Source organism: Acidimicrobiales bacterium (assembly GCA_035316325.1).
Classification (GTDB): domain Bacteria; phylum Actinomycetota; class Acidimicrobiia; order Acidimicrobiales; family VFJN01; genus DASXTK01.
Window position 1 is genome coordinate 1 of the sequence record DATHJB010000036.1, and the last position, 17,507, is coordinate 17,507.

Annotated in this window: 18 protein-coding genes; 8 read left to right on the top strand and 10 right to left on the bottom strand. The window is 72.9% G+C overall.

What is annotated here, in order from left to right; translation table 11 throughout:
• Positions 1–497: dihydrofolate reductase family protein (locus VK611_05065; GenBank protein HMG40674.1), on the bottom strand; the 497-nt coding region annotated here is incomplete at its 3' end.
• A gap of 137 nt (positions 498–634) precedes the next feature.
• Here VK611_05065 and VK611_05070 point away from each other — a divergent pair.
• A complete protein-coding gene (locus VK611_05070; GenBank protein ID HMG40675.1) occupies positions 635–1,303 on the top strand; it encodes an isochorismatase family cysteine hydrolase in 669 nt (222 codons plus the stop codon).
• Here the strand turns inward: VK611_05070 and VK611_05075 are convergent, their stop codons facing one another.
• On the bottom strand, positions 1,304–1,813 hold the full coding sequence (locus VK611_05075) for a pyridoxamine 5'-phosphate oxidase family protein (GenBank protein ID HMG40676.1): 510 nt from the start codon (positions 1,811–1,813) through the stop codon (positions 1,304–1,306).
• A gap of 144 nt (positions 1,814–1,957) precedes the next feature.
• Here VK611_05075 and VK611_05080 point away from each other — a divergent pair, with 144 nt between their 5' ends.
• Genes VK611_05080 through VK611_05090 form a run of 3 tightly spaced genes read left to right on the top strand, consistent with a single transcriptional unit; the run spans position 1,958 to position 5,434 of the window.
• Positions 1,958–2,482, top strand: coding sequence for a PadR family transcriptional regulator (locus tag VK611_05080; protein ID HMG40677.1), 525 nt, complete (start codon positions 1,958–1,960; stop codon positions 2,480–2,482).
• Positions 2,479–3,159, top strand: a complete 681-nt coding sequence (locus VK611_05085; protein ID HMG40678.1) for an ABC transporter ATP-binding protein — start codon at positions 2,479–2,481, stop codon at positions 3,157–3,159. The genes VK611_05080 and VK611_05085 overlap by 4 nt, the downstream gene beginning before the upstream one ends.
• A 10-nt stretch (positions 3,160–3,169) precedes the next feature.
• On the top strand, positions 3,170–5,434 hold the full coding sequence (locus tag VK611_05090) for an FtsX-like permease family protein (GenBank protein HMG40679.1): 2,265 nt from the start codon (positions 3,170–3,172) through the stop codon (positions 5,432–5,434).
• A gap of 37 nt (positions 5,435–5,471) precedes the next feature.
• Here VK611_05090 and VK611_05095 read toward each other — a convergent pair whose 3' ends face one another.
• From VK611_05095 to VK611_05105, 3 genes are all read right to left on the bottom strand, one after another.
• Positions 5,472–6,869 (bottom strand): glycoside hydrolase family 43 protein, encoded by a 1,398-nt coding sequence (locus tag VK611_05095; protein HMG40680.1) that lies wholly within the window; start codon positions 6,867–6,869, stop codon positions 5,472–5,474.
• Positions 6,866–7,357, bottom strand: coding sequence for a hypothetical protein (locus tag VK611_05100; GenBank protein ID HMG40681.1), 492 nt, complete (start codon positions 7,355–7,357; stop codon positions 6,866–6,868). Before VK611_05100 ends, VK611_05095 begins: the two co-directional genes overlap by 4 nt.
• Positions 7,358–7,461: 104 nt before the next feature.
• Entirely contained in the window at positions 7,462–7,851 is a 390-nt protein-coding gene (locus VK611_05105) for a hypothetical protein (GenBank protein HMG40682.1), read from the bottom strand.
• A 109-nt stretch (positions 7,852–7,960) separates the two neighbouring features.
• Here VK611_05105 and VK611_05110 point away from each other — a divergent pair, with 109 nt between their 5' ends.
• The 3 genes from VK611_05110 (at position 7,961) to VK611_05120 (ending at position 9,930) form a co-directional block, all read left to right on the top strand.
• Positions 7,961–8,548, top strand: a complete 588-nt coding sequence (locus tag VK611_05110) for a TIGR03086 family metal-binding protein (protein ID HMG40683.1) — start codon at positions 7,961–7,963, stop codon at positions 8,546–8,548.
• A gap of 170 nt (positions 8,549–8,718) precedes the next feature.
• Entirely contained in the window at positions 8,719–9,450 is a 732-nt protein-coding gene (locus VK611_05115; GenBank protein ID HMG40684.1) for a hypothetical protein, read from the top strand.
• Positions 9,451–9,507: 57 nt separating this feature from the next.
• Entirely contained in the window at positions 9,508–9,930 is a 423-nt protein-coding gene (locus VK611_05120; GenBank protein ID HMG40685.1) for a hypothetical protein, read from the top strand.
• Between the two features lie 7 nt (positions 9,931–9,937).
• On the opposite strand, the gene VK611_05125 is transcribed toward VK611_05120, so the two are convergent.
• The gene (locus tag VK611_05125; protein HMG40686.1) at positions 9,938–11,047 is read right to left on the bottom strand and encodes a hypothetical protein; all 1,110 of its coding nucleotides are present in this window, start codon (positions 11,045–11,047) and stop codon (positions 9,938–9,940) included.
• 87 nt (positions 11,048–11,134) lie between these two features.
• Between VK611_05125 and VK611_05130 the strand changes: the two genes are divergently transcribed.
• Positions 11,135–12,484 carry a DUF1254 domain-containing protein gene (locus VK611_05130; protein ID HMG40687.1) on the top strand — a complete coding sequence of 450 codons (1,350 nt, stop codon included), beginning with the start codon at positions 11,135–11,137 and terminating at the stop codon, positions 12,482–12,484.
• A gap of 14 nt (positions 12,485–12,498) precedes the next feature.
• On the opposite strand, the gene VK611_05135 is transcribed toward VK611_05130, so the two are convergent.
• From VK611_05135 to VK611_05150, 4 genes are all read right to left on the bottom strand, one after another.
• Positions 12,499–13,482: a hypothetical protein gene (locus tag VK611_05135; protein ID HMG40688.1), complete on the bottom strand. Its 984-nt coding sequence runs from the start codon at positions 13,480–13,482 to the stop codon at positions 12,499–12,501.
• 162 nt (positions 13,483–13,644) lie between these two features.
• A complete protein-coding gene (locus VK611_05140) occupies positions 13,645–15,516 on the bottom strand; it encodes a class I SAM-dependent methyltransferase (GenBank protein HMG40689.1) in 1,872 nt (623 codons plus the stop codon).
• Complete coding sequence (locus VK611_05145) at positions 15,498–16,679, bottom strand: glycosyltransferase (protein HMG40690.1); 1,182 nt, start codon at positions 16,677–16,679, stop codon at positions 15,498–15,500. Before VK611_05145 ends, VK611_05140 begins: the two co-directional genes overlap by 19 nt.
• Positions 16,680–16,685: 6 nt before the next feature.
• Positions 16,686–17,495, bottom strand: coding sequence for an alpha/beta hydrolase (locus tag VK611_05150; protein ID HMG40691.1), 810 nt, complete (start codon positions 17,493–17,495; stop codon positions 16,686–16,688).
• Between the last annotated feature and the right edge of the window lie 12 nt (positions 17,496–17,507).

Consider the following 17,507-nt stretch of genomic DNA (forward strand, 5'->3'; position numbering starts at 1 on the left):
TCGAGCTGGATGCGCTCGCGCAGACCGGCGAGCAACGTCGGCCCGTGTCCGGCAAGGACCGGCTGCACAAGGAACTCGTACTCGTCGATCAGTCCCAGATCTGCCAACGCCAGGGGGAGCGTCACGCCACCCACCCACAGGCCCTCGCCTGGCTCCTGCTTGAGCCGCTGAACCGCTTGCCCCAAGTCGCCTCGCACCAGCTCGGCATTCCAATCGACCCCGCCCAGCGTGCTCGACACGACGTACTTCTTCGCTCGGTCGATGGTCTCGGCGAACGGGATCTCCCACTCACCCATCCAGTCAGGCCACGTGCCCGTGGCCGGCCGCCGCCACGCCGACTCCATCATCTCGTAGGTCACCCGGCCGAAAAGCAGGGCATCGGCTCGTTCCATCTCCGCGGTCCAGTAGCGCATCGACTCCTCGTCCGGGGGGAGCCCTGCCTCGTGATGGCAGCAGCCGTCGAGCGTGACGTTGATCGAGTATCGAAGTGGTCTCATCTCGTTGCTCTCCCTTGATGGCGCGCCGCGCGTTCACCGGACCGTACTCAGACCACTGCCGGCGCCATTTCTCATCGGCGCCCCGATCCCACAGAAACACTCATAGGGGTACATGTGTTCGTGTAGTCTGGTGGTCGATGAGTGAGCTTCCGGTCGTCCATCCCAGCGGGGTGATCCCACAGGCCCTCGTCGACAAGGTCGTCGCCCGGCGCGGCGGCCGGCTCCACGTGCACCCTCCGCCCGACGGGCAGCGCACCGCGTTCGTCGTGGTCGACCTCGACGAGCACTCGTGCCAGCGGGCGGAGGCCGACGACGGGCTCTACCGCCCGGTGAACGCGGTCGCCGCGGCGGTGCGTGCCGCCGGCGGGACGGTGGCCTTCGTGACCACGTCCATCACGAGTCCCGAGGCGTTGGAGGGCACGCTCGGGGTCGAGCTCGCCGCCGAGTACCACGACGCGGCGGGTCCCGGTGGCGCGGGCACGCGCCTCGCCCCGGGCCTCGACGTCCGCCCGGGCGACCTGCGGGCGGTGAAGGCCCGGGCCAGCGCCTTCTTCCCGGGCAACTGCAACCTCCACTCCCGGCTGCGGGTCCGAGGCGTCGAGTTCGTGCTGATCGGTGGTCTGGTCACCAACGTGTGCTGCGAGTCGTCGGCCCGGGACGCCCACGAGCTCGGCTACCGGGTCACGATGGTGTCCGACGCGCTGATGGGCCAGTCGTTCGGGCTGCACGAGGCCTCGCTGGCCACGTTCTTCCGCATCTTCGGCGACGTCCGACCGAGCCGGGAGGTGGTCGCCCTGTTGAGCTGATCAGGCCGGGAAGCGATAGCGGGTCTGGGTGGCGGGCTCCCTGCCGAAGGAGAGGACCTTGGTGGGGGTCACGCCGAAGACCAGGCCGCGACGGCCGTCGGCGTCGCGGAAGGCGTCGCCCTCCACGCCGAAGTCCCAGTCGAGCTTCGACTTCCAGAGCGCCGCCAGGGCGTGGAGCTGCGGCTCGTCGGTCACGGCGACGGCGGTCCCCTCGACGACCACGTCGAGGCCCGACCGGAGCCGGTTGGTGCCGGTCGTGAGGATGCAACGGGGCTCCGACCCGAGGTTCTTGGACTTCTGTTCGGCATCACCGGTGCAGAAGTAGAGCGTGCCGTCGAGCCAGATCGCCGGGAGCGGCGTGACGTGCGGTCGCCCGTCGCCGCGCACGGTCGAGAGCCAGAAGATCTCGGAGGTCGTCAGCACGTCGACCACGTCGGCCCACGGTCGTGCGACGGCGCCCGGCTCGCTGAACCCTTCGTGGAGCTCCACCTTCGGTTCGTTGTCGGCCATCGACGCCCTCCTCTATCGGTTCCACGGATCGCCCGTCACGTCATAGACCTCGCCTGGGCCCGGAACTCATCGCTCGATCCCCGCCTGTTGCCACCGTCGGGTCACTATTCGCTTGGTGTATTCACTCGATGTATAGTCCGCCGGGTGAACATTCCGTGCACGCTGTTGGGGCTGCTCGAACCGGAGCCGGTCCACGGGTACGAGCTGAAGCGGGCGTACGACCATCGCTTCGGTCAGGACAAGCCGCTCCCGTTCGGGCAGGTGTACGCCACGCTCGGTCGGCTGGAGCGCGACGGGCGGGTCGAGGCCCGGGGCACCGAGCCCGGGTCGGGGCCCGAGCGCAAGCGCTACGCCATCACCGCCGAGGGCGTGACCGCGCTGGAGCAGTGGCTCACCCGGCCCGAGCCGCCCGAGCCTCACCTGCAGTCGGTCCTGTTCACCAAGGTCGTGCTCGCACTGGTGTCCGGGCGACCCGCCGACCGGTTCCTCGACGCCCAGCGGGCCGCCCACCTGGAGCGCATGCGCGAGCTGACCGCCCAGCGCCGGGCCGGTGGCCTGGGTCACGCCCTGCTGGCCGACTATGCCCTGTTCCACCTGGAGGCCGACCTCCGCTGGATCGACATGACCGAATCCCGACTCGACCAGCTCACGGCGGAGGTCACCACATGAGTGGCGGATTGCTCGTCGCCCGGGAGGTCACCCGGTCGTTCGGGGCGACGCCGGCGCTGCGGGGGGCCGACATCGCCGTCGCCGCCGGCGAGATCGTGGCGATCATGGGTCCCAGCGGCTCCGGCAAGTCGACCCTGCTGCACTGCCTGGCCGGCATCCTCACCCCCGACGCGGGTGAGGTGTGGTTCGACGGCGACCGCGTCGACGTGATGAGCGACAAGGCCCGCACCGAGCTGCGCCGCCGGCGGTTCGGGTTCGTCTTCCAGTTCGGGCAGCTCGTCCCGGAGCTCGCCGCGGTCGAGAACGTGGCGCTGCCGCTGCTGCTGGCGGGACGTCCCCGGGCGGAGGCGCTGGCCGAGGCGGCGCCGTGGTTCGACCGCCTGCGCCTCGGTGAAGGCATCGAAGGTCGGCGGCCCGGAGAGCTGTCCGGTGGCGAGGCCCAGCGGGTGGCCCTGGCCCGGGCGCTGGTCACCCGGCCCGACGTCGTCTTCGCGGACGAGCCGACCGGCTCGCTCGACTCCCTCGCCGGCGAGCTGGTCATGGACCTGCTGGTCGACGTCGCCCGTGACCAGCAGGCGACGGTGGTGCTGGTCACCCACGAGCCGCGGGTGGCGGCCTACGCCGACCGCGAGGTGGTCGTCCGTGACGGCCGGGCCCTCGACCGGGTCGCGACGTGAGGGTGGCGGCATGATTCGGCTTGCGGGACGGCTGACGGCCGGGGGTGGACGGGAGGCGGTGGTGCGGCTGGTGCTGACCGGTGTGGGCATGGCGTTGGCGGTTGCCATGCTGCTGTTCGCCGCGGTCGGGTTCCCGGCGCTGCACGCTCATGACGTCCGCCGGGGTTGGCTGGAGACGTCGGCCGACAACGACCGGCCGGCGCAGGACGAGAGCGCCACCGACCCGCTGCTGTGGCGGCTCGCCACCGGGCGCTTCGAGGGCCACGACCTGGTGCGCGTCGACGTCGCCGCCGAAGGCCCGGATGCACCACTGCCGCCCGGCCTCGAGCGTCTGCCCGGGCCCGGCGAGATCGCGGTGTCGCCCCGGCTGGACGAGCTGCTCGACGCCACCGACCCCGCGCAGCTCGCCGACCGGTTCCCGGGTCGGATCACCGCCACCGTCGGACGTGACGCGCTGGCCTCACCCGACGACCTGGTGGCGTTCGTCGGCCATGCGCCTGCCGAGCTGCAGGACGAGACGGGCGTCGTCACGGTGCGCAGCATCGAGTCGGCCCCGGCGAGCCGGGCCGTGACCCAGGAGATGCGCGTGGTGCTGGCCGTCGGCGGGGTCGGGTTGCTCGTGCCCGTCGTCGTGTTCGTGGCGACCGCCACCCGCCTGGCCGCGGCCCGCCGCGAGCAGCGCCTCGCCGCCCTGCGCCTGGCGGGCGCCACGCACCGCCAGGTCGGAGTGGTCGCCGGGGTCGAGGCGGCCGCCGCCGCGGCCGGCGGGACGGTCGTGGGGTTCGTGGGGTTCCTGGCGCTCCGCCCGTCGGTGGCCCGCGTCCCCTTCGATGGCGCCAGCTTCTACCCGTCCGACCTGCGGCTCTCGCCCGCCTGGGCGGTCCTGGTCGCCCTGGGGGTGCCACTGCTCGCCGTGGGTGCGGCCATCGTGTCGCTGCGCCGGGTCCGCATCTCCCCGCTCGGGGTCGCCCGGCGGTCCGTGCCCTCCCGCCCGAAGGCCTGGCCGCTGCTGCTGGTCGCCGCGGGCATGGCGTTCCTGGCCCTCGTGGTCGTCTGGTCCGGGCGCTCGAACGCCGAGGACGCCGAGAGCTACGCCGTCGGCCTGGCGTTCCTGGTGCTGATCGTCGGGATCGCACTGTCGGGCCCGTGGCTCACCGCCCTGGCGGCCCGGGGCATCGCCCGGTTCGGACGCCGGGCGCCGTCGCTGCTGGCGGCCCGCCGGCTCCAGGACGACCCCGCGGCCGGCTTCCGGGCCATCAGCGGCCTCACCCTGGCGGTGTTCGTCGGCACCGTGTTCAGCGGCATCGCCGCGAGCGTCCTCGCCGACGAGCACGTCGACGCTGCCGACCTGGCACCCGGCGTGGTCGCCGCCGCGCCCCACGCCGCGCGGCCCGAGCCGCCGCCGACGGGCCCGGACGCCGGCCCGGCACCACCGGCCGTCCCTCGGCGGCCCGAGCTGGACGCCGCCCGCACCACCCAGCTCGTCCGCGACCTGGCCAGGACAGACGGTGTGGAGCGGGTCGTCGTCGCCCGGGCGTTCCCCGACGACCTCGACCTGCTCACCGCGCTCGTCCGTTCGGGCGCCGACATCGGCGCTCCCGTCCTCGTGAGCTGCACCGACGCCGAGGCGCTGGGCTTCGAGCCGTGTGCCGGCACGACGGTGGTCGAAATGACGGGCCAGCACGTCGAGCCGACCGGCTTCGTCGCCCCGATCCCGGGCGATGCGCTCGAGGACCTGCCCCCGGTCGCCGTCGCCGCGGCCACCGACGGACAGGTGGCGACCATCGAGGCGGTGCGCACCCGGTTGGAGCTGGGCGTCCCGGGCGCACAGCCGATCACCCAGCGCGACATCGACGCCGAGAGCCGCAGCCAGCTCGACACCATGCAGCGGGTCAGCAACATCGGGCTCTCGGTCACCCTGGTGATCGCCGGATGCAGCCTCGCGGTCGCCGTGGCCGGCGCCATCGTCGAGCGCAAGCAGCCCTTCGCCCTGCTGCGCCTGGCCGGCACCCGGCTCTCCGACCTGCACCGGGTCGTGCTGGCCGAGGCGGCGGCGCCGCTGCTGATGATGGCCGGGGCCAGCGTCGGCCTGGGGTTGGTGGTCGCGGCGCTGGTCATGGCGGCCGGCAGCGGCGGCGACCAGACCTTCGTCCTGCCCGGCCTCGACTACTGGTTGTCCCTGGTCGGCGGTCTCGCGGTCGCCCTGCTGGTGGTGCTCGCCACCCTCCCGCTGCTCGACCGCCTCACCGCCCTCGACGCCACCCGCTTCGAGTGACCGGCGAGAGCCGCGGAACCTGCGGCACCGACACGGCCTACGTGGCGACGTCGACCGCCAGGCCGTCGCCGGTGACCCGGAGGCGGGCGACGTGGAAGTACCGGCTGCTGGGGTAACCGACGTTGGGCTCGGAGTAGGCGTGGAACGCCACCCACGGAGCGCCCGCGGCGTCGCGGAAGACCTCGACGCCGCCCGGCCCGGCGAGCTTGTGGCCCGACCGGAGCACCCGGCCGTCGGCGGGCTTCGTGCAGGGGCCGGCGGGCCCGGCGCAGACGGCGTACGCCGCGGAGTAGGACCGTGAGCTCCAGTCGCCCCCGGCGTACAGCAGGAAGTAGCGGCCGCCCTCCCGCAGCAGGGTCGGCGCCTCGACCACGCTGTGCTCGAAGGCCCGGTCCACCGTTATTAGCGGCCGGGCGGGGACGAACGCCAGGCTCCGGCCGTCGGGCGCCAGCGCCTGCGACCAGATCGTCGGCGCCCGGCCCCCGCCCTCCGACTTCCACAGCAGCGACAGGCGCCCGTCGGCGTCGACGAACGGGCTGGGGTCGATCGATCCGCCGTACTCGTGCTGGCACACCAGGGGTGCGGTCGAGTCGTCGAGGAACGGCCCGGCCGGTGACGATGCCACCGCCCGCGAGATGCACTGGAGGTGCGACGACGCCTCCCGGGCCGTGTAGTAGAGGACGTAGTGGCCGTCCCGGGCCAGCACCGCCGGCGCCCAGGTCGCGCCGGGCGAGGCCCACGCCGGCAGGGCGGCCAGGCCGTTGCCGACCAGCTCCCAGGTCTGCAGGTCCGTCGACCGGATGACCTGGACGTCGCCGGCGCCGGCGTTGGTGGAGTAGCCGTACCAGCGGCCGTCGCCCGCCCGCAGCACGAAGGGGTCGGCGAAGTCGTAGGGGAAGCGGGCGCCGGTGGCCAGGGCGAGGGTGCCGGCGCAGGGGCCGGAGGCGTCGCGCAGGGCGTCGACGGCCGCGTCGCTGTCGCCGCGCCCGTTGGCGTCGACGGCCCGGGCCACGCCGTCGAAGCAGGCCTGGGTCTCGCTGGAGTCGGCGGCGACCGCCATCCGCTGGAGGTCGATCTCCCGCTGGAGGGCGTCGACATCGGCGATCTCCGTCGTCGTCTCGCGTATGACGGCCTCGACCAGCTCGCGGGTGGCGACGGCGAAGTCGGTCTCCGACTGGATGAGGTCGACGGTGTCGCGGGTGAGGTCGGCGCGCACCTGCGTGCGGTCGACCTGGGTGCGGGCGTCGGCCAGGTCGGCCCGCGCGGCCTCGAGCCGGGTGCGGGTGTCGGCCAGGTCGGCCCGCGCCTGGCGGTACTCGTAGGCGAACACCGCGGTCACGACCACGACCAGCACACCGGCCACGATCGTCACCGGCCGGCGCCGCGACCGCAGCGCCTCCAACGGCGGGGCGACCAGCGCGGCCAGCGCGATCACAGCGCCACCCCGGCCTCGGTGCAGGTGCTCTCGATGCGGCGGACGGTGGCCGCCAGCCCGTCGATGTCGCTCACCGCGATCTGGTTGAGCGCCTCGGCCACGCCGACCAGGCACTGGTCGAAGGCCTCGAGCCGGTTCTGGCGCCCGGCCAGGTCGAGCCGGGCGACGGCGAGCTGGTTCTCCAGGTCGCGCAGGACGGCCTCGGCGGCGTCGAGCTCCCGCGCCACGACGTCGCTCTCACCGCGGCGGACGGTCAGCGTGTCGATTCCGTCGGCCAGCGTCGCCACTTCGTCGCCGAGCTCGGAGTCGGCTGCGGTCAGGTCGTCCCGGGTCGCCGAGATCTCGTCGTCGGTGTGCCGTAGGGATGCTTCGGCCCGGTCGGTGGCGTCGCGGGTGCCGAACCAGGCCCGCCAGACGACGCTCAGCACCACGAGCGTGACGACGATCCCGGCGGCCAGCGGGGCGATCCTTCGCGTTCGCTGACCCATCGGCCCACCCGCTCCTCCGGACTCGCGCCACGCTGTGCGGCCACGAGCTTAAGAGAGGGGGAACGGCGTGTCCGCGCGACTCAGGCCGGTTTTACATGGTGTTCTCAGCAGGGGTCCTGGCCGAGGAGGTCGAGGTCGACGACGCCGAGCCCGCGCACCACGTGGAGCACCCCGATGGCGACGCAGAGCAGGCCGAGGCCGGCTTCGAGAGTCGCCTGCTGCCCGGCACGGCGGCTGCGGACCAGCGCCAGGAGGCCCAGCACGATGGCGGGCGGGCCGAGGAGCAGCGGGGCGTAGTTGCGGTAGTCGCACTCGACCACGAGGCCGTTCTCCGTGCGGTGGTTGTGGTAGCTGAGCTCCAGCACGAAACCGACGGCCGAGGCGATCAGGCCGGCGAGGAGCACCGGGCTGAGGCGCCGGCTCGGCGGTGGGCCGACGGGAGGGGGTGGGCCGACGTGAGGGGGTGGCGCGGGCGGCGGGGACGGCGGTGACATGGCTCCACCATCGGACCACACGGCAGGCGCTGTGACCGGGCACATCCCCGTGCGCACCCCGGAGTGGCATATCGTCCCTCCCCGAGGGCGAGCCGAGGAGGAACGAAAGATGGATGTCGCCAGCCTGCACAGCCGTTCGGTGGCCGAGTTCACGCGGCGGCTCGAGACCGTCGGCAACCGCTGGGACGCGACGACGCCGTGCGGCGCCTGGAACGTCCGGGCGCTGGTCAACCACGTGGTCGCCGAGGACCTGTGGACCGTGCCGATGATGGACGGCGCCACGATCGCCGACGTGGGCGACCGCTTCGACGGCGACGTGCTGGGCGACGACCCCGTCGCGATCGGCCGGGCCGCAGCCGACGCCGCCACGATGGCGACCGCCAGCGCCGTGGTCGCCGGGCGGGTGGTGCACCTGTCCTTCGGCGACGCCCCGGCCGAGGAGTACGCCTACCAGCTCGCCGCCGACCACGTCATCCACGGCTGGGACCTGGCGGTGGCCACCGGTGGCGACCCGGAGATGGAGCCCGAGCTGATCGAGGCGCTGGCGACGTGGTTCGCGGCCCGCGAGGACGACTACCGCAGCTCGGGCGCGGTCGGTGACCGCCCGCCCGACGACGAGGCCGTGCTCGACGACGGCCCGCAGGGCCAGCTCCTCCGGGCCTTCGGTCGCGAGCCCGGCTGGTGCCCGCCCATCTGACCTGGACGAAGCCGCCGTCGTCGCGGCCGCCCGAGGGGAGGAGCTGGGCGGGGCGTATCACCCCATGGGGGTGGCGCCCATCGCCCGGGGGCGGCCGACGATGCGGCCGTGGGTCATCACGCTGGTGCGGGCGGTCCTGACCTTCGTGGTCGATCGGCGAAGCTGAACGCATGAGCGCCTGGCAGGCCCTGTTCTGGGGAGGGTTCTCGTCGTCGGCGTTGTACATCGGCGAGGCCCTGGCCGGCCCGATGGCCAAGGCCTACAAGGCGACAGGCCTGGTGATGGCGTTCGGCGCGGGCACGATGCTGAGCGCCGTCGCCTACGAGCTGGTGCCGGAGTCGAGCCTGCACCAGGTGACCGGGGTGGGCCTGGGGTTCGGGCTGGGCGCGCTCGTCTACTTCGTCGGCGACCGGCTGATCGACCGGGGCGGCGGCGACCAGCGACAGACCATCAGGGCCGGCACGGCGTCCGAGGGCTCGGGCGCGGCCATGTTCCTCGGCGCCCTGCTCGACGGCCTGCCCGAGGCGTTCGTGCTGGGCATCGGCATCCAGCTGGGCGGCACGATCAGCGTCGCGTTCGTGGTGGCGGTATTCGTGTCGAACATCCCGCAGGGCATCGCCGGGACCAGCAGCCTGCTCGAGGCCGGCAACTCCCAGCGCCGCGTCTTCTGGATGTGGACGGCGCTCAGTGGTGCTGCCGCGCTCACGGCCCTGCTCGGCTACCTGGTGGGCGACTCGATCGGGAGCTCGGGCATCTACGCCCAGGCGTTCGCCGCCGGAGCGGTGCTCACGATGCTGGCCGACTCGATGATGCCCGAGGCCTTCCAGCACGGCGGGAAGCTGGTGGGTCTGCTCACCGTGCTCGGCTACGCGGTGGCGGCGGGGCTGACGACCTTCGAGTGACCACCTTCACCCCGCCGGGGTGACGACGGTCGGCGAGGGCGTCGCCAGCCTGACGCCATGAGACGGAGACGTGTCGGTGTCGTCGGGGCCGGGTTGGGGCTGACGGCGATGGCCGTGCTGGGCGCCTGCGGTGACGACGAGAGCGCGTCGGACGAGGTCTGCGACGCTCGGGACGACCTCGACGAGAACGTCACCGAGCTGCGCGACCTCGACCTCGGAGCCACCAGCATCAACGACGTCCAGGACATCCTCGGTGACATCGACGACGACCTGACCGACATGCGCGACGCCGACGAGGACAGGCTCTCGCCGCAGATCGACGACCTCGAATCGTCGGTCGACGACCTCGGCAGCGCCGTCAGCGACCTGGGGTCGAGCTCCTCGCTGGACGCCGCCGCCGACACCCTCCGCGACGCGCTCGGCAACGTGGGCGACGCCGCCGAGGAGCTGAGGACCGCCGCCGCGAGCGACTGCGACTAGGGCGGTCCTAGGCGGGCGCGGCCCCGCTCCCGCTCTCGTCCGGGTTGACGATCTCCAGGGCGACGACGGCCAGGACGGCGAGCAGCACGACCACCAGCGCCGTCGTCACCGTCAGCGAAGGGAGCAGGAGCAGCGCGGCCGCGGCGGCGGCGACCACCGCCACCTGCAGCGGGCGCCGGTAGGGACCGATGGCGGCGAGCTGCGGGAGCCGGACGGTCGACGACGCCGGGCCGACGAGCCAGGCGCCGATCGCGAGCAGCAGCCCCAGCACCAGCAGCACGGCCGTCTGGCGGAACAGGGGAGTGAGCAGCCCGGTCCACACGTCGCCGGCGGCGCGGCGCCGGACGTCGCCGTCGATCTGGTCGAACAGCGCTCGCCGGCCGATGCGCAGCGCCACCGCCGTGACCACCATCGTCGCCACCATCCCGAGGCCGACGAGCACCACCATCCGCCGCCGGTCGACCGCCAGCACCACGGCCAGCGCCAGCAGCACCAGCGTCACGATCGGTAGGACGACCGCCAGCGTGCGCAGGGTGTCGACCGCCTGGCCCACGGTCTGGATGTCGTCGGAGGTCGCCACGACCACCCGGTCGATCTCCTCGATCGTCCTGCTGTCGATGATGTCGAGCCAGCGGTCGGTCAGCAGGCGGTCGGCCCGTTCGAGCACGTCGGTGAGCTGCAGGGCGATCGAGCCGTCGGCCCCGTCGATCACCTGGAGCGCCCGCCGGTGGGTCCGGCGCAGCGCCTCCGTCCAGATGGTGGAGAAGGTGTCGCTCTCCAGGACGTCACGCAGCGTGTCCTGCACCAGGCCCCGGGCCAGGCGGGTCACGGTGGCCACCACCAGCGGGTTGTCGTTCGGCAGCGCCTCCTCGATCTGCGCCTCGACGTCGACCCGGCTCATGATCCGGTCGGTGAGGGCGACCGCGAGGCCCTCGTCCAGGTCCCGGTCGTCGGCCAGCGGTGTCAGTGCGGCGACGAAGCGGTCGGTGTCGAGCGCGGTGAGCCGCAGCCACACCGTGACGTTCGCCAGGAGCAGCACCACGCACCCCACCACCAGCAGCGTCTTGGCCCCGAGGCGACGGGCGCGGCGGGGGCGGGCGCGGGTGGGGGTGTCCACCTCGTCGACTGTGGTGCCGGCCGTCCCCGGGCGGATCGCCCGCGGCGGGTGATGCGTTAGGCGACCAGCTCCGCCGAGCCTCTCCGCATGGCCGACCACCTCTCCGACCACGCGTTGGCCGCCGAGGCCTACGTCTACGGGTACCCGCTGGTCTTCGACCTCTCGGAGGTGCAGCGCTTCACCCAGATCGGGATGGGCAGCCTGGCCGCGGCGCCGTTCAACACGTTCAGCCACGCCACGAAGCTGGCCGGACCGGACGACAAGTTCGTCAGCGTCAACAACGACACGATCTACTCGATCGCCCAGCTCGACCTCAGCGGCGGGCCGTTGCTGCTCGACGTCCCCGACAGCGGCGGGCGGTACTACGTCCTCCAGTTCGTCGACGCCTGGACCGACAACTTCGCCTACGTCGGCACCCGCGCCACGGGGACGGCCCGTGGCAGCTACCTGCTCACACCGCCCGGTTGGGAGGGCGACGTGCCGGTGAAGGCCCGGCAGATCGCCGTGCCGACGGCCGTGGCGACGATCGTCGGGCGGTGGGCCTGCGACGGCGAGGCGGACGTGTCCAAGGTGGCGGTCCTGCAGGGCGGGCTGGTCCTGGAGCCCTACGGCGACCCGGGGCCGACCGCCGGGATCCCTTCACCTTCGGCCGGCGTCCCCGACGAGCTGGCGTTCTTCGAGAAGCTGCGGGTGTGGATGCAGGCGTTCCCACCGTCGGCCGCCGACCAGGACTTCCAGCACGTCCTCGGTCCGCTCGGCCTGCTCGACGCCCCGCCGGCGTCGCCGTCGCCCTACGTCGACCCGCCCGACTTCCTCGTCGCCGCCCTGGTCAACGGGAGGGAGGAGGCGATGGCGGAGATCGAGCAGCTGACCCGGGCCGGCACCACGGTGCCGCTGAACGGCTGGCACAACAACCCCCACCTGTTCGACTACAACGTCGACCACCTGGGCCTGGGGACCGTCGACCAGCCGCAGTGGCGGTTCGCCGACCGCCGCCGGGCGCGGCAGGTCCGGGCGGTCGCCGCCCGCGTCGGCCTGTGGGGCAACCACGGCTACGAGGCCGTCTACGCCCAGGTGTTCGAGGACGCCGACGGCCGGCAGCTCAACGGCGCCGACCGCTACACGATCACGTTCGCCGAGCCGCCGCCGGTCGACGCCTTCTGGTCGCTCACCATGTACGACACGCCCGACTACTACCTGGTCGACAACCCGATCGGCCGGTACTCGATCGGCGACCGCACGCCGGGCCTGCGCCACGGCGCCGACGGTTCGCTCACCGTGCACCTGCAGCACGACGAACCCCACGACGAGCCCGCCCGCAGCAACTGGCTCCCGGCACCCGAGGGTGACTTCCGCCCGATGCTGCGCCTCTACCAACCGCGCCCCGCCGTCCTCGACGGCAGCTACGTCCTCCCGCCCGTCATCCGCTCCCCCTGAGCCGAGCCCCGGGATCAGCGGGGGAGCGGGGGTAGGCCGGAGTGGGCCAGGGCGGCGGGGCCGAGGGTGAAGTCGGGATCGACCTGGGTGGCGAGGTCTTGGCCGGTGCGGTCGTTGCCCCAGCTGGTGGCGTTGCGCAGGTGGAAGTCGACCGCCTGCTGCTGGTAGCGGTGCCAGTCCTTGGGCGTGGCGTCGACGGCCCGGCGGAGGGTGTCGAGCACGGTCCGGTTGCCGACCTCGAGGAGGTCGATGGGCCGGGAGTCGCCGCGCTCGGCGGCCCGGACGTGGGCCGAGCGGCTGACCCACGCCACCAGGGCGTCGCCCAGCTGGTCGCGCAGGAAGGCCAGATCGTCGTCGTCGTGCACCTTGTTGCCGATCGCGGCGATGCGCACGCCGAAGCCCTCGGCGTGGTCGACGTACTGCCGGAAGACCCCGACGCTGCGGAGCGTCGGTTCGCACACGACGAACGTCATGTCGAACCGGGTGAACAGCCCCGAGGCGAAGCTGTCGGCGCCAGCCGTCATGTCGACCACCACGTACTCGTCGTGCCCGTCGACCATGTGGTTGAGCAGCAGCTCCACCGCCCCGACCTTGGAGTGGTAGCAGGCGACGCCGAGGTCGTCCTCGGAGAAGGGGCCGGTGACCGCCAGCCGGGCGCCACCGACGTGTCGGACGCACGCCGCGTACACGGGGTTGTCGCCGGTGACGTCGACCAGGCGCGACCCCGCGCCGGGTGGGGTGGTCTTGATCATGGCGTTGGCCGAGGTGATGCGCGGGTTGCTGCCCCGCAGGTGGTCCTTGACGAGGTGGAGCTGGCTGCCGAGGGTGGGGAGCGCAGCGGCCTCCGCCTCGCTCGCGCCGAGAGCCACCGCCAGGTGCTGGTTGATGTCGGCATCGACGGCGAGGACCGGGCGGTCCTGTGCCACGAGGTGGCCAACCATCAACGAGGCGAGCGTGGTCTTGCCGCTGCCGCCCTTGCCGACGAACGCGATCTTCACGGGACGAGCTCCAGTGCGAGGGAGAGGGAGAGGGAGGACATCGCTCCCTTAACAGTACTGATTCTCGTTCTCTACTTGGACCACTCTGAGTAGCGAAAGAAGTGCATGGACACAGACTAGACCCGTGCTACGGTGAAGTCCATGAAAACCACTGAAAAGGAACTAACTGCGCCGAGCGAGGATGCGGTACGTGTTGGTCATCCGGGGGAGGCGTCGGAGCAGCGGGGCGATGGCCTGGTCCGCCACCAGGGCGGCCACCATGAACGGCGCGAACGCGGCGAAGGTCGCGGTCCGGGCGGCCCGGCGGGCGGGCGTCAGCGGCGGCGCCCACGGCTGGCTGCCGGCGGGCGCCACCCGCCGGGCGAGCAGCCACATGGCGAAGGCCAGGTCCACGGTCTGGTGGGCCTCCGCCCGCTCGACGGCCACCACCGTGAACCCCCGCTGCTGCAACGCCTCGGTGAGGTTTCCGGCCGACACGAAGTGCTGGTGCTGCGGCTGGAACCACGGCCCCCACAGGGGGCCCAACCGGCGGCCCAGGCGGCTCTCGGGGTCGGGCACCTCGATCAGCAGGTGGCCGCCGCGCTCGAGCACCGTGCCGGCGGCATCCAGCTCGGCCTCGGGGTCGCGGGTGTGCTCCAGGTAGTGGTGCATGCTCACCACGTCGTAGGCGCCCACCAGGTCGTCCGCCATGTCGGGGAACATGCCCTTGTAGCCGTGCTCCACCCAGCCCCGGCGCTGCGCCTCCACCACGCTGTCGCTCAGGTCGAGGCCGTCGAAGCGGGTCTCGGGCCACACCTCGCGGGCACACAGGCAGAAGTGGCCGTGGCCGGCACCCACGTCGAGCCAGCGCTTGGGCTGGGCCACGCCCGCCAGCATCAGGGCGCGCTGCAAGTACGAGCGCCCGCCCATCGAGAACGAGAACGCGGTGTCGTTCTCACCCAGGCCGTCGTAGAAGTCCTTGTAGTAGACGTCGAGCCCCTCCAGCGACAGCCGGGGGTTCTGGAACACGTGGTCGCACTCACGGCACTCGTCCAGGTGGAACTGCCCCGGCTTGCGCTGGAGCATGTCAGGCACGTCGATCAGGCCCTGGAGCTCGTCGCTGCCGCACCACGGGCACGTCACCCGGCGCGGCTCGAACAGGCGGGCCGGGTCGTCCAGCATCCGGGCGTACTCCTCGCGCTGGGCGGCAGCCTGCTCGGCGTCACGTTCGGCCCGGGCCTCCACCGCCGGCGGCGGGATCGCCCGCAGCGCCCGCACCATGTCCGCCACCTGGCGTGCCGGCCGGCCGAGCGCGGTGTGCACCCGCAGGTCCCGGGGCTTCACGGCCAGCCGGATCGTGGCGACGAAGGGCTGCGCGACGTAGGCCGCCAGCGCCGCCGTCCCCCAGATGCGGCTGGCCTTGGGTCCCACCGTCACCGCCGCCGCCACGGCGGTCGGGGCGCCGCCGAACGCGGGCATCGGCGGTCCGTAGATGGCCTTCAACCGGGGCAGGCGCCAGCCCACGTCGGGCGTCACCGCGGTGAGCCGGGGTGCCACCACCAGGTCGCTGGTCGTCGGTGCGTAGTTCTTCAGCTGCACCATCGCCTCCACGTACTCGACCGGGTCGAGGTCGGCGGTGCGGGGCAGGTGCACCCGGGGCAGCAGGGTGGAGCGGACGAGGGTGGCATGGCCGGCGCCGCGGCCGGCGACCATCGGGTCGTCGCGGTAGGTCTTCGGGTTGACGAGCCGCATCAGCTCCAACAGGTCGGCGACGGGCAGGTCGGCCGGCACCAGGTCGACCACGTCGAGGTCGTGGAAGCGGGCGTAGCGCACCGCGGCGCGCAGGGTGGTGTCGTCCACGGTCACGCCTTCGGCCGTCACGAGCTCGAAGTCGTCGTCGAAGGCGCCGGGCAGCTCGGTGACGCCGTTGCCGGCGAGGAAGTCGTCCAGCACGGCGAGCTGGGTCAGGCGCGCGCGCAGGCGCAGGCTGTTGGCGACGATGCCGGCCGTGGCGATCGCCCACGGGGCATGGCGGGTCAGGGGGCGGGGACGCATAGGGACTCCAATCGGATCGCCGCGGCAAGCGCGCCACCTGCCGCCTCGAAGGACAGTCGGATGTCGCCCGCCGCAGTGCGGAAGGTCGGCTCGTCGAGCACGGTGTGCACGGCCTTGCGGAGGTCGGCGGGCAGGACGCGGCCGAAGCGCACCCGCACGCCCGCCCCGGCCTGCACCACCTGGTCGGCCACCACCGGCTGGTCGTCGCGGATCGGCGCCAGTACCAGCGGCAGCCCGTGGGCCAACGTCTCGCACACCGTGTTGTGGCCCGCGTGGCACACCACGGCGTCGAGGTGGGGGAGCAGTCCCAGCTGCGGGACGCGCTCCCGGACGAGGATGTTCGGCGCTTCCCCCACCAGGCTCGGGGGAGCCACGAACACCGCCTGCAGGGCCTCGCCGGCCAGCGCTTCGGCGGCGACGCCGAAGAACCGCTCGCCGGCCTGGGTGTTCACCGTGCCGAGCGACACCAGCACGTGGGGCTGCTCGGGGTCGAGCCAGTCCCAGGGGAAGTCGTCGGGCTCGGGCCGGTCGGAGATCGACGGTCCGACGAAGGCGAAGTGGTCGGGGAAGTCGTGATGCTCGCCCACCAGCCGCCGGGTGCTGAACACCAGCACCAGATGCTCGGAGACGCGCAGGCCGTGGGTCGACACCAGGTCCGGCGGCATGCCGATGTCGGCCTGGAACCGGACCACCTGCTCGTCCACCCACTGCTCGGCGAGGGGCAGTCCCGCCAGCACGTCCACCAGCTCGGCCGTGGTCGTGGCCGACGTCGCCCAGCGCAGCCCCCGGCGCCGCGCCACCGCGCCGCCGGCCAGGGTCTGCTGGTCGGCCACCAGCACATCGGGCTGCCACTGCTCGACCACCCGGTCGACGCCGTCGACCATGGCGTAGCCGAGCGGCAGCAGCACGTTCTCCCAGAGGAACTTGAACGCCGCCGCCGCCCGCAGGCCGCGGGAGCGCAGGCGCAGGTCGTCCACGTGCTCGATGGCCTCGGGCGAGCCGGCCGGCAGGAAGAGGGCGTCCGGGGGCAGCAGGGGGTCCACCGCCCCGGGCAGGCCGGCCCAGGCCACGTCGTGGCCGCGCCGCGCCAGCTCACGGCCCACCGACACCGTCGGGTTGACGTGCCCCGACAACGGCGGCACCACGAAGAGGAACCGGGCCACCGTCGGTCAGCTCGCCCGCGTCGGCAGGGTCACGGGCGTGGCCGCGTCCCGCACCCAGGCGACGGTGCGCTCGCGGACGAAGGCCGTCGCCTCGAACAGCACCGAGTGGGTGCAGCCGGGCACCACGTGCAGCTCGCAGCCGGCGACGTGCTCTCGAAGGTCGTGGGCACGATCGAGGATGTCGGAGCCCTCGCCGTAGATGGCCAGGGTCGGGCAGGTGATGCCGGCCAGCGCCCGGCGGCTGAAGGGTCGCTCCCGCTGCAGGTCGTCGATCAGCGACGTCTCCATCAGCAGCTTCTCGCTGTGCCGCGCCAGCCGGCTCAGCTTGCGACCGGCGTTCTCGTCGAGCCACTCCTTCACGCCGTCCTCGTCGAGGCCGAAGGCCGCCAGCGCCAGGCTGCCGGCCATGTGCTCGCCCCAGCCCTCGGTGGCGAAGTGGGCCTCCACCAGCACCAGGCTGGCCACCCGCTCCGGGAAGCGGTGCGCGAAGGCCAGCGCCACCACCCCACCGAAGCTGTTGCCCACCAGGTGCACCGGGCCTGCCGGGTCCCAGGTGGCGAGCAACGCCCGGAGGTCCTCCACGTGGTCGTGGACGGTGTAGCCGGTGCGGGGCATGTCGCTGCGCCCGTGGCCCCGCAGGTCGTAGAGGTAGGTGTCGGCCACGAGGCCCACCGGGTTGGCGATCGTGTAGTAAAAGCTCGACAGGTTGTCGGCCACCAGCCCGTGGAGCATCACCACGGTCGGCCGGTCGGTCGCAGCGCCGTCGCCCAGGCGCTGCACGTGGAAGTGCAGGCCGTTGGCCTCGACTCGGGGCATGGCCGGAGGTGT

Coding starts and splice junctions, on each gene's coding strand:
- VK611_05070 (HMG40675.1), top strand. CDS start 635: ATGAGTGAGCTTCCGGTCGTCCATCCCAGCGGGGTGATCCCACAGGCC.
- VK611_05075 (HMG40676.1), bottom strand. CDS start 1,813: ATGGCCGACAACGAACCGAAGGTGGAGCTCCACGAAGGGTTCAGCGAG.
- VK611_05085 (HMG40678.1), top strand. CDS start 2,479: ATGAGTGGCGGATTGCTCGTCGCCCGGGAGGTCACCCGGTCGTTCGGG.
- VK611_05090 (HMG40679.1), top strand. CDS start 3,170: ATGATTCGGCTTGCGGGACGGCTGACGGCCGGGGGTGGACGGGAGGCG.
- VK611_05100 (HMG40681.1), bottom strand. CDS start 7,357: ATGGGTCAGCGAACGCGAAGGATCGCCCCGCTGGCCGCCGGGATCGTC.
- VK611_05105 (HMG40682.1), bottom strand. CDS start 7,851: ATGTCACCGCCGTCCCCGCCGCCCGCGCCACCCCCTCACGTCGGCCCA.
- VK611_05110 (HMG40683.1), top strand. CDS start 7,961: ATGGATGTCGCCAGCCTGCACAGCCGTTCGGTGGCCGAGTTCACGCGG.
- VK611_05115 (HMG40684.1), top strand. CDS start 8,719: ATGAGCGCCTGGCAGGCCCTGTTCTGGGGAGGGTTCTCGTCGTCGGCG.
- VK611_05120 (HMG40685.1), top strand. CDS start 9,508: ATGAGACGGAGACGTGTCGGTGTCGTCGGGGCCGGGTTGGGGCTGACG.
- VK611_05130 (HMG40687.1), top strand. CDS start 11,135: ATGGCCGACCACCTCTCCGACCACGCGTTGGCCGCCGAGGCCTACGTC.
- VK611_05140 (HMG40689.1), bottom strand. CDS start 15,516: ATGCGTCCCCGCCCCCTGACCCGCCATGCCCCGTGGGCGATCGCCACG.
- VK611_05150 (HMG40691.1), bottom strand. CDS start 17,495: ATGCCCCGAGTCGAGGCCAACGGCCTGCACTTCCACGTGCAGCGCCTG.